Source organism: Photobacterium sanctipauli, assembly GCF_003026495.1.
Lineage (GTDB): Bacteria > Pseudomonadota > Gammaproteobacteria > Enterobacterales > Vibrionaceae > Photobacterium > Photobacterium sanctipauli.
The window spans coordinates 85,948-97,678 of record NZ_PYMA01000005.1 but is presented as its reverse complement, the minus strand read 5'-3'; the positions used below and the strand labels follow the sequence as shown (position 1 = coordinate 97,678).

At 43.5% G+C, this 11,731-nt stretch carries 9 protein-coding genes; 4 read left to right on the top strand and 5 right to left on the bottom strand.

The window, feature by feature from the left end; genetic code table 11:
* Positions 1–292: 292 nt before the first annotated feature.
* From allD to fdrA, 4 genes are all read right to left on the bottom strand, one after another.
* Positions 293–1,342, bottom strand: a complete 1,050-nt coding sequence (gene allD, locus C9I98_RS10270) for an ureidoglycolate dehydrogenase (RefSeq protein WP_107271942.1) — start codon at positions 1,340–1,342, stop codon at positions 293–295.
* 237 nt (positions 1,343–1,579) lie between these two features.
* Positions 1,580–2,434, bottom strand: coding sequence for an oxamate carbamoyltransferase subunit AllH family protein (locus C9I98_RS10265; RefSeq protein ID WP_051902001.1), 855 nt, complete (start codon positions 2,432–2,434; stop codon positions 1,580–1,582).
* Between the two features lie 51 nt (positions 2,435–2,485).
* Positions 2,486–3,748, bottom strand: coding sequence for a YlbE family protein (locus tag C9I98_RS10260; protein ID WP_036818859.1), 1,263 nt, complete (start codon positions 3,746–3,748; stop codon positions 2,486–2,488).
* 8 nt (positions 3,749–3,756) lie between these two features.
* Positions 3,757–5,421, bottom strand: coding sequence for an acyl-CoA synthetase FdrA (gene fdrA / locus C9I98_RS10255; RefSeq protein ID WP_036818862.1), 1,665 nt, complete (start codon positions 5,419–5,421; stop codon positions 3,757–3,759).
* Between the two features lie 474 nt (positions 5,422–5,895).
* Between fdrA and allS the strand changes: the two genes are divergently transcribed.
* Positions 5,896–6,822: an HTH-type transcriptional activator AllS gene (gene allS, locus C9I98_RS10250; protein ID WP_036824640.1), complete on the top strand. Its 927-nt coding sequence runs from the start codon at positions 5,896–5,898 to the stop codon at positions 6,820–6,822.
* Positions 6,823–6,846: 24 nt separating this feature from the next.
* Here the strand turns inward: allS and C9I98_RS10245 are convergent, their stop codons facing one another.
* On the bottom strand, positions 6,847–7,803 hold the full coding sequence (locus C9I98_RS10245; RefSeq protein ID WP_051902306.1) for a carbamate kinase: 957 nt from the start codon (positions 7,801–7,803) through the stop codon (positions 6,847–6,849).
* Between the two features lie 425 nt (positions 7,804–8,228).
* Here C9I98_RS10245 and allC point away from each other — a divergent pair, with 425 nt between their 5' ends.
* From allC to allE, 3 genes are all read left to right on the top strand, one after another.
* A complete protein-coding gene (allC, locus tag C9I98_RS10240) occupies positions 8,229–9,458 on the top strand; it encodes an allantoate deiminase (RefSeq protein WP_107271941.1) in 1,230 nt (409 codons plus the stop codon).
* Positions 9,459–9,469: 11 nt separating this feature from the next.
* Entirely contained in the window at positions 9,470–10,720 is a 1,251-nt protein-coding gene (locus tag C9I98_RS10235) for an MFS transporter (protein ID WP_107271940.1), read from the top strand.
* An 81-nt stretch (positions 10,721–10,801) separates the two neighbouring features.
* The gene (gene allE / locus C9I98_RS10230) at positions 10,802–11,590 is read left to right on the top strand and encodes a (S)-ureidoglycine aminohydrolase (protein WP_036826983.1); all 789 of its coding nucleotides are present in this window, start codon (positions 10,802–10,804) and stop codon (positions 11,588–11,590) included.
* Positions 11,591–11,731: the final 141 nt, after the last annotated feature.

Genomic DNA, 11,731 nt, shown 5'->3' with positions numbered 1-11,731 from the left:
CTTTTATAAGCTGAGCGTTTTTATTTATATTTGCTTTTCTCTTTTGTATATAAAAACAAATTGAGTAAAAACTTACTTTGACCAAGAGCACATTACATAAATGGATGATTTATTTGTACGTTAAAACCATTATTAGATAATTTTTTCTTACAATCCCCACGGTCTACTTTATTTAAAGTGTGCGCAACCGCTCAAAGCGAATAGATATAACCGGCTTTGAATATTTACTTTGTAACTAAGTGTTTCGATGCGAAGTTAATTATGTGCCTTAAAGCTAAGGCACATTTTATTGTTAACCATTAAATGGGTTTTTATGGTCATAAGAATTGGTATATATAGCATCTGAAATTAAATAGTCATAAATTTCATCAACAATTTCAATACCGCTTATTTCTGACTCTTTTTCTATCTCATCACTTGGCTGGCCAGGATAATAAACTTTATCGAAACCTGGTGCTGGCTGCATGCTATTTAATTCAGCCATAGTTTCTTTTATTGCTCGCTCAAAATAACTTGAAGTTGTAAAGAACGTAGGATTAATCACAATATGTAATTGGCCGAGCTCCCGCCCTTTGGACAGATCGTCGTACATCGAGCTGACATTTTTACCAAAAGGCAAGCCAAGCAGAATACCTGACAGCACATCAACCATCATCATCAATCCATACCCTTTAGGGCCTGCAATTGGCAACAGCGCCTGAACTGCATGTGGATCAGAAGTTGGGTGCCCCTCACTGTCTACTGCCCAATCCTCAGGGATAGGCTGATTTCGAGAACGCGCATCGAGAATTTTCCCCCACGCCTGCACGGTAGTCGCCATATCAAAGGTAATATGCTCCCCCTCTCCCCCCGGGGCAGAGAACGCAATAGGGTTAGTGCCATAGTAAACCACTGCACCACCAAATGGCACCACCATTGGGTCAGACTGGCATACGGACAGTGCAACCATACCTTCAAGGGCAGCCCGTTTGGTAAAATACGACAGTGCACCACTGTGCCCCATCCGCTTAACCCCGACGACAGCAACACCATTTTCTTTGGCAATTTCTATGGCCTTATCCATCCCATAAGTGGCAGCAACGTGGCCTGAACCATTATCGGCATCTAAAATGGCAGAACATGGTCCGGTCTGCTCATAGCGGAAATCTGGGTCGGCATTGGTGCCGCCTTTTAAAATACGTTCTGCATAATATTCAACCCGCACCGCACCATGAGAATGGACACCTCTTGCATCGGCAAATGCCAATACATCAGCCGTTTGGTCAGCATGCTCTTCAGACAAGCCGGCTAACATTATTTTGTTTTTAATTAGTCGATGTAAATCGGATTTGGTTACTTTCATAATTTTTATGAAACTCCATAAAAGGAAAATTACAAAAACGCTATTTACTTAATCTTTCTAAATGTATGTATTTATACTATTTAATGCGATTTAATTAAGTTGATTGTTCATTCTCAATCAATATAACCATTATATTTAAATTTATAATTACTACTGTGACCTAAAATAGGCTATTTAGATTCAAAAGTATTTTGCAGATATTAAACAATAATTATTAAACTGATTTAAACAACAGAATTAATGACAATAGCTCTCATTCTTAAAGCAACTAAACAGCCAAATTCCTAGCAAAGTGTCTGCACCAGAGTAATGTCCGTGCTGTAACAGCTTCTCCATCACAAGCGCCAGATCAATAGGGCAGCTCCCTACCACACTAAGTTCTTTAAGAATCATTGAAAAATTACCCGCTCTCGCTTGTTCGAGATAGCTGGCACTCACCGCTGTGGTCAGTTCACCAAGGTAAATATCACTGCGCAATAACTGTTGCGCGTTCTCGGCATAATGAGGATCGCTGAACGCACTAAACAGGATACCAATTAGCATATCATCCTGGCTGGGGGTCAATCCCGGTCCCTTACCTATTGCGCAACGCCAATCCGCTTCACCACCCTCAGCCCATGTATGAAGCTGGTCGATAAAATATTGAAGATCATCGGATAGGTCATTGGAAGTAACGTCAGCAAGCGTACCATACAGGCCGGTTTCAACTTGCATCGTAGACAGGATTGTTGTGAGTTGAGTGTGAGAGATGTGGACTGTATCGTTAAGTTGTAGGTTCACTCTACGGCAGTCATTGATAATATTAAAATGCCTATTATGAATGCCGTCATGTTTAAAATACGCAGGGTGCCCCTGCTCTAAAAAATACTTAATGTAGTAAAACTCATCTTCACGCAATAACCAACCAGCAGGACCGATACCATGGCCATAACAATGCAAGGTGATCAGTTTGCCTTCAGTGTTAACCAGATTAATGGCTTTTTCAGACGCACCAAAAACCGACAACTCTCCAAACGGTTCGGGGGCTGATTGGCTGATCATGACTGGTTTGATATTCATATGGCCTCGCATAAAAGCAGCGACAGTCATCATTGCCCAACATTTTCAAACAGGTAAATGAGAATGAAGACTGTCGCTATTGAGTTACGCTTTAATATCCATAGATTCGGCAAGCTTTTCCAATGCAAGTTCAAAACATGCGAGTGGTGCACGTACCGTACCCGCCCCGATTTGACCAATACCCGGCTCTTTATGGGCGATACCCGTATTAATAATTGGCGTAATACCCGTTTCAACCACGCTTCTTACGTCTAACCCAATGCATGCGCCTTGGAAATTCCAAGATGGAATTTGCAGAACCGTGTTTTTCTCGGCGTAAATTTCTGCCATTTCTTCTGAAATTTCTTCAGCTACATCAACACCACCCACACCGACAAATCGAGTTACGCCTGGCGCAGCTATCATTGCCGCACCACCGATGCCGTAGGTTTCAGTAATGGCACTATCACCAATGTCTGCGTTCGCTTGGTCTTGGTTATAACCCGTAAAGTAAAGTCCTTCCGGCGTATTCACAGGTGCAGTGAACCACTGATCACCCATACCACTAACGCGAATGCCAAAATCTTTTCCGTTGCGCGTCATCGCAGTAACAATGGTACCGGCTTTGATTGTTGCCCCTGCATCCATTGCACACTTACAAAATGCCATCGCAAGGTTAAGGAAGAACTGGTCGGTAATGCTCAAGAAATGATAAACACGTTGCATCACTTCTTTATCAATATCGAGTACTGCAATCTTAGGTGCAAGTGTTCGCAACAACAGCGCCGACGAAGCAATATTGCGCTGGTGGAATTCATCGCCCATTGTCACGCCCTGCGCCATAATGGTGATTAAATCGATGCCACCATCTGTTGCCGCTAGCGCACCTTTTAGCGTCGGTGTTAGCTCATCGCGCATCCAGCGTAAACGCGCTTGAACATCCTCACCGTAAGCGCCAAAACGCATCACTTTACCAATGCCTTCATTCATATTGCAGTAAGCGCGGTTACCATCAACGGTATTTTCAACCACAATAACAGGTGTCGTTGCTGAGGTGATTCCCCCCATTGGTCCAACAGCATTATGATGGTGGCATGGATCGAACTTCACTTGACCAGTTTCAAGCAGGTTCAATGCTTCAACATCTGTTTTAGCCCAACCTTCATATAAGCACGCACTAATACACGCCCCTTTCATTGGGCCAGTCATGTCTTGCCAATCAATTTTAGGGCCAGCGTGGATAAGGTGTTTCCCTTCGGTTAGCCAAGGGATCACATCACCAGCTGAAGTCACATCGATCCAGTGTGGGCGTGCTTGTTTGATTTTTTCGATTACGGCGTTGTTTGCTTCGTTAATTGATGAATACATAATAATCCCTACTGCATTTGTTTTAATAGGCTAGCCAGCTTCTTATTGCCACCCGCAATAGGCGACCATTGGTAATGAACAACTGGAGTGTCGGTTGATTGAAGATCTTCGGCAAAGCTACGTAAGCCAATATTGATAACTTTTAGTCCCTCTAACAAAGCGGGCATTTGCTGAACTTGTGATTCCGCAGAAGCTGAAATGAGCTGCTCCGCAAGTAATACGGCTTCTTCAAGGTTATCCATCACTCGGATATTAGCCGCCAATAACGCATCGATTTGCTCAGAACGTGCTTGCGGGTCTGTTTCAGTTCCTGTCACTGTCGCAATCACATTCAACGGGCAATCACCACGTTGGTTTCGCACTTTGTCAACGGCTTCAACCACTGCCCCTGCTGGGTCTTGTGTGGCGCCGTATCCAAGTACCACATCAACCAGCAGTACACCGACGTTCAAATCTGCTGCTCGGCTTTCAATTTCAATGGTACGTGTTGTTGGATCAATCATTGGGTGTGGTCGGCCAAGCGTGTAATGGTCATCACCCAAGTCAATGATCTGGTGACCATCAGCGTGAAGCATAACGCCTTGGTGGTGAGCATCATCGACCTCAAGCCCGAGCTGTTCAGCCGTGATCATCGCGGCTTCTGCAGCCAAGGTACCACCGGTATACAAGCCAAGGATTTTCTGCCCCGGTACTACACTGCTCGCCTTTGCTGCCTGTTGTACTTTTGCCAACATAGCTGATAAACGGCCAGCTTCTGCCAAGCTGTTGGCAAAGTACACATTGCCATCGCGCTGCTCGGCATGCTTCTGCCCCAAAAACAGTGCTACAACTGGCTTACCTAGCGCCTTCATTGTTGCAATGACTTTTTCAGCAACTTGTGGTGCTGGCGGCTTAGAAACAAAACCAATCACTTCGCTGGCAGGGTCTTTGGCAAGCATTTCCAGAGCAGTAATCGCACTCACGCCACCGACTGCCTCTGACAAGTCACGTCCCCCTAAGCCCAGCGCATGGCTAACACCTTGGCCTAACAATCCAATTTGTGACACCAGCTCCTGAATACCTGTGCCTGACGCCCCAACAATACCGATGTTGCCTATAGGTAAGTTATTTGCGAAAGCCAACGGTGAACCATTTACCATGGCGGTACCGCAATCCGGGCCCATGACGATTAAGCCTTTTTGCAGGGCTTTTTGCTTTAATGCCACTTCTTGCTCAACACTAACGTTGTCTGAAAACATCATCACGTTAACATCACTGTCTAAAGCTTGCTCAGCCACCTCTGCCGCGTATTCACCGGCAACAGAAACCAGCGCGAGATTGGCATCGGGTTGTTTCTGCTGTGCAGTATGCCAGCGACGAACCGTTACCAAGCGTTCACCACCCGACTTGTTCATCGCAATTGAATTCAATGCTTCATCCAGCTGCTCAGCAATCAGCGCTGAAATGGCGTCGTTATCCTCATTACAGCGGATAGCAACACAGATATCATTTGGCGTTGCTTGTTCAAACATGTCATGCCACAACCCTGTCGCATCTAGCATAGACTTATTCGCTGGCGTCCCCATCATCACAGAAACTTCATCAACACCCTCGCTGCCACTTAACTGCCGTGAAATAAGCATTAAGCTGACTGAGTCTTGAAAGCTCCCTTTTTTAATAAATGCTTGTATCATTAATTGCCACCTTTATTAGCTCTAATATACTTCCGCTCAGCCCAGTCGCTAAAATACATCAATATAAAATAAGCATTCCCATACGAAATATTTATCGCTATGAACTTAAGAGTTATATGCGGTAAATAACTTTGGAATATATATTAATGACTATGACGATTAGAATGTTGAAGCAAATCACACCGGATTTATTGTCACAGACATTTCATCTATCAAATAGGAATTCTTAAATAAAATTTGATAGAGGTAAACGTGAATATGATCACATTTATTTATACAGCAAAAAACCAACATGAACGTTGGAAAACCAAACTCCTCTATCACAATGAATATATCTATTTTAAGACATTGCTCACAGTCCACATTTTCATACACCCTTAGAAATTATCTGAGATCAATTTTTTTTTATTCATTACAATATACTGTATTGCTGCCAATAAAAACTTACAAAATAAACCGAATACGGTGGTAAACATGTTAGACAGGGAAACAATACGTTCTTTTATGAAAGTGGCTAAGTACAGCAACTTTTCTAAAGCTGCTGAAGTGCTGCACAAAACGCCAGCGGCTATCAGCTACCGTATTAAAGTGTTAGAAGATGATATGGGCACCCCCCTATTTACCCGTACAACACGGAGTGTCCACCTAACCCCAGCTGGCGAGCATTTGCTGGAACAATGCCAAAAGTGGCTTGATTGGATTGAAACCATGCCCAAAGAGCTCAAGCAGATCGAGAGCGGCATTGAGCGTCAGGTAAATATCGTTATCAATAACTTAGTCTATGACCAAGAAGCCGTGTCAGGGCTAATTTTGCTGCTTAATGAGAAATTCCCATTTACCCAAATCAACATTACTCAGGCTGTTTATATGGGAGTCTGGGATGCGCTGCTAAATCAGGACTATCACTTTGCTATTGGCGTACCGGGTAGAGACACCATCGATAACCAAGTGATTATGAATTACCTTGGCAGTATTAATTGGTCGTTTGTCACCTCGCCGGATCACCCGCTTACCTCAAAAGAAGGGACGTTATCAGAAAGTCAGCTACGCCAATACCCTGCGATCAATATTGAAGATACCTCGCAGAAAATCAATAAACGTACAGGCTGGTTATTGCGGGATCAAAAAGAGATAAAAGTACCTGATTTAATGACGAAAGTGGCTTGCCATATGAACGGAAGCGGTATTGGTTTTTTACCGACAAAGCTCTGCCATGACTATATAGAGCAAGGGGCTTTGGTTGAACGGCAAGTGCAGTGGAATCGAACACCCTCACCGCTTTCACTGGGCTGGCGTACCGACTCTAAAGGGCACGTCACGCAATGGATCATCGACTTGTTCGAAGAGAACCACCCGACGATCCAACGCTTCAGTAAACACCTTGACTACATGACTCACTAGCCAAGTGGGTTTCAGTAAGCCTGGTTAATAAACCAGGCTTTCTTTTAGTGTTTTGCTATCTGGCACTGCGGTTTCAACAGGGCGAATACAAGTGCCTTTTTCCCCTTTCAATATTGCCTTTACATCCTGTAATGCCCCGATATACGCCGTATTTTTTGTTCTTTCTACAAAGTTGATGACAGCCTCTGCTTTTGGCCCCATTGCCCCATCAGGTTGGGCAAATGGCTGCAACTCTTCACTGGTTACATCTCGTAGTGCACGTTGGTTTTCTGTTCCCCAGTCGATATACACTGCATCTGCATCGGTCAGGATCAATAAGTGATCAGCTTCGATTTGTTCGGCAAGCAAAGCAGATACCGAATCCTTATCAATAACAGCTTCAACCCCCTGATAGCCATGTTCTTTTCTGGTCACAGGCACGCCACCACCACCAGCGCAGATCACCACGCTGTCACTCGTTAACAAGCTATCAATGATTTTTGCCTCCACAATTTGCTGAGGTTTTGGTGATGGTACAACCCGACGAATATAATCGCCATCCACCTTCATATTCCAACCATATTGCTCCTTCAGCTCGCTCATCTGCTCCACTTGGTACACTGGACCGATAAACTTACTCGGTTGCTCAAAGGCACTGTCGTTCGCATCCACACAAACACGTGTCATTAGGCACGTTACTGGGCTCATACCTGCTTGCTGCTCTAGCGCCTGAGCAATCATATAGCCAATCATACCTTGGCTTTCCGCCACCAATACATCCAATGGATAGGCAGGTACTTCTTTATATGCAAGATTCTGCAAGGCTAGCAAACCCACCTGGGGACCATTACCGTGAACAATGGTAATACTATATTCTTTTGCTAAATCATTAATAAGCTCAGCAAATAGGTGAATGCTTTTATATTGATTCTCGACAGAAAGGACTTCACCACGTTTTAATAAGGCATTACCGCCTAACGCTAATACGATACGCTTTTTCATTGAAACCTCTTGTTATCTTAATGGCAACAATATCAAAACAATTAAAACTCCAGCATCAATGCGGAACATTTGACCATTATGTGAATTTTTAAAATTGGATTGTTATTATTTAATTTACTTAAATAAATTGACTTGAATCACTTGACGGTTATTAAATTAGCTAATTTCTTCGATAATTTCTTATCTAAAGTCGCTATTAATGATTTATTCAAAAATTTCATTCAATGGATTTGCAGACATAAAATAAGTTCACACAATATTTTTTTAACTTGTGAGATCACAAAACTGAATTTTATTTGGATTACTATGAAGCCATCAAATTAATTGTGATAATTTATTCGCATACCAATAGTGCAGTAATAATGGCTTTCACCCGCCGTTAAATATCACAATCATTTTTATCCATTAGTAATTTGGAGTTTATCGTGGATACAATTTATCAAGAAATCGAAAGCACCTCCGAGTGGTTATCAAAGTTTGGTGCAGATTGTGAAGGTGGGATCACCCGTTTACTTTACTCTAATGAATGGTTGGAAGCTCAACACGCACTACTAGAAAAATTTAAGCTAGCTCAAATGCGTGCTTACACCGATGAAATCGGCAATGTATTCGGTCAAGTGAAAGGGAGTTTTTATCCTGATGAAGTCATTATGTCTGGCTCTCACGTTGATAGCGTTGTTAACGGCGGCAACCTTGACGGCCAATTTGGTATTGTCGCTGCTTATCTAGCCATTAAATACCTACAGGATACTTACGGTCAGCCACTGCGCACGTTAGAAGTTGTTTCATTGGCTGAAGAAGAAGGCAGCCGCTTCCCTACTGTGTTCTGGGGCAGCAAGAATATTCTTGGCCTTGCCGATAACGACGCTGTTTCAGACATTGTTGATAAAGATGGCATCAAGTTTGTCGATGCCATGCGCCAGTGCAACTTTGATTTCAAAGCAAAGCAGCAAGGACGTAATGACATCAAAGCATTCGTTGAGCTTCATATAGAGCAAGGCGCGGTGTTAGAAATTGAAAAATACCCGCTGGGCGTGGTGAGTAGTATTGTTGGACAGCGTCGTTACACGGTAACCCTTAAAGGCGAAGCCAATCACGCAGGAACTACACCGATGGGCTACCGCAAAGACACCATGTATGCCTTCAGTAAGATCTGCCATGAGTCGATTGAAAAAGCACAAAAAGTGGGCGATCCATTGGTTCTAACTTACGGTAAGGTCACACCAAAACCAAACACGGTCAATGTGGTACCTGGCGAGACAGAATTTACCATTGACTGCCGCCACACCGATAGAAAACAGCTAGTCGATTTCACCGAGGAACTGGAACAAGACATAAATCGTATCTGCCAAGAAATGGGTATTGAAGCCAATATTGACCTGTGGATGGACGAAGACCCAATCCCAATGGATGCTGAGTTGGTAGATATGATTTGTACCACGCTTGATGAACGTAACCTGCACTTTAAGAAAATGCACAGTGGTGCGGGCCATGACGCCCAATTGTTTGCGCCTCATGTACCAACAGCAATGATTTTTACGCCAAGTATCAACGGCATTAGCCATAACCCGGCAGAAAAGACCAAAACAGAAGATCTGACTGTTGGTGTGAAAGCACTCGCTGACGTTCTTTATCGTCTTGCATACGTCGAATAGGAGGCATCAGTATGTCAAAAGATTTACCGCCCCAATCAGACACCTTAGCCGAGGCGATTCCATACTGGAAAAAGATTGTTGTTGTACTTTCCCTTGGCTGGATAGCAATCTGGATTTATCGAACCGTTTTAACGCCGATCTATCCTGAAATTCAGGCTTCACTCGGTGGTGCGTCTGATGCTGAAATCGGCTTAATTGCGAGTCTTTACTTCCTTGCCTATACCTGTGCCCAAATCCCAGCGGGCATCATGGTCGACAGGGTTGGACAAAGAAAGGTATTGATACCAGGGTTTAGTTGCTTTCTAGTTGGTGCCTTCCTGGTGGGTAACGCTGATGGCCTAACAATGATTTACATCGGATCCCTGTTTGCAGGCTTAGGGTGTGGGTCGTTTTTCAGCTCTGCCTACTCACTTTCGTCAGAGCACGTGCCCTTGCAATACCGTGGCATTGCCACCGCCATTATTAATAGTGGCGCAGCCTTTGGTATGGCATTTGGTCTTATTGGTTCAAGCTATCTAGTCAAAAATGTTGGTGTTGAATGGCATTACCTGTTGTTCTTTATAGTGGCATTGCTCGCTGTCATTATTGGCTTGTATGCACTTATCCTAAAAAATAAAGAACCTGTACCCAAGCAAGAACCGCAACAAGCTAAAACACCTACGAACCAAAGATCGGTACTGTTTAGCCCGGTAATGATATCGGCTTACATCATGTACTTTGCTACAAACTATGGCTACTACATGATTGTGACCTGGTTGCCTTCATACTTACAGCTAGAACGTGGCTTTGAAGGGTTCGCAATTGGCTTTGCCTCTGCACTTGTGGCGATTGCCGCCATACCCGGTGCGCTCTACTTCAGCCGCATGTCCGATAAATATCGCGACAAAAAAGTGAAATTTATTATCTCGCTTGAGCTAGCAGCTGCCGTGACCTTGGTCCTAACCGTACTGGCACCAAACACGACTATCTTAATGGTGAGCCTAATGCTTTACGGCTTGCTCGGTAAGCTTGCTGTAGAGCCCATCATTATCTCGTTTGTAGCTGATAACGTTTCAAAAAGTGGTTACGGAACAACATTTAGTCTCTTTAATTTCTTTGGCATGAGCTCTGCGGTCATTACACCTTATCTAACGGGTTTTATTTCCGATATGACAGGTTCAAAAGTAATGAGCTTTTATCTATCAGCATTTTTCATCATTGTTGGTACATGCGTATTCTTTGCCATTAATAGAAAAAAAACACCTGAGCTTAAAACAGCCTAACTAAGGTCAGTTAACTCTAATATTCTCTTTATTTGGCTCGCTATCTAACGGGCCTTCACACCAAATTTATAGGAGCTCCACATGGGGTACTTAAACCAAAATACAGGCTACGTGAATGACCTGCTTTCAACCCGTGCTGTGATTAAGAAAGATAACTTTGCAATTATTCCTCACGATGGCTTAGTAAATAATGTCATTCCTGGCTTTGAACAGTGTGATGTTACTATTCTTGCATCGCCAAAACTCGGTGCAAGTTTTGTTGACTACCTAGTGACGCTACACAATGGTGGTAATAATAACGTTGGCTTTGGCGGTGGTGAAATTGAATGCTTTATGTACATTACCAAAGGGCAAGTTGTTGTCGAAGCCGAGGGGAAAAAACACACCCTGACGGCAGGTGGCTATATCTACTGCCCTAGTGGTGTGACGCTTTACTTTGAAAATGACAACCAAGGTAATGACAGCCAAGCATTTCTTTATAAACGTAAATACCAACCTGTGGCGGGCCATCAGGCACACGTCGTCGTTAATCATATCGACAACCTTGAGAAGGTACATTATGAAGGAATGACCGACGTTATCGTAGAAGATTTGCTACCAAAAACCCTTGGCTTTGATATGAACTTCCACATCCTGACCTTCAAGCCGGGTGCGTGTCATGGTTACATCGAAACTCATGTTCAAGAGCACGGTGCCTATGTACTCAGTGGCGAAGGGGTCTACAATTTTGATAACAATTGGATCCCAGTTAAGAAAGGTGATTACTTATTCATGGCAGCCTATTCACCGCAAGCTTGTTACGCTGTCGGCCGTGATGAATCATTCAGCTATATCTATTCAAAAGACTGTAACCGCGACGTCGAAATCTAAACCTCAGACGTTAATCTAAATACCCTAAAGCCAAGCCGTCGCGCTCCACCGATGGTTTGGCTTTTTATTTACCACCTCAATATAATCAACAAACATCATATAAACACACCTAACTTATCATTGACAATAAATGCTTATATT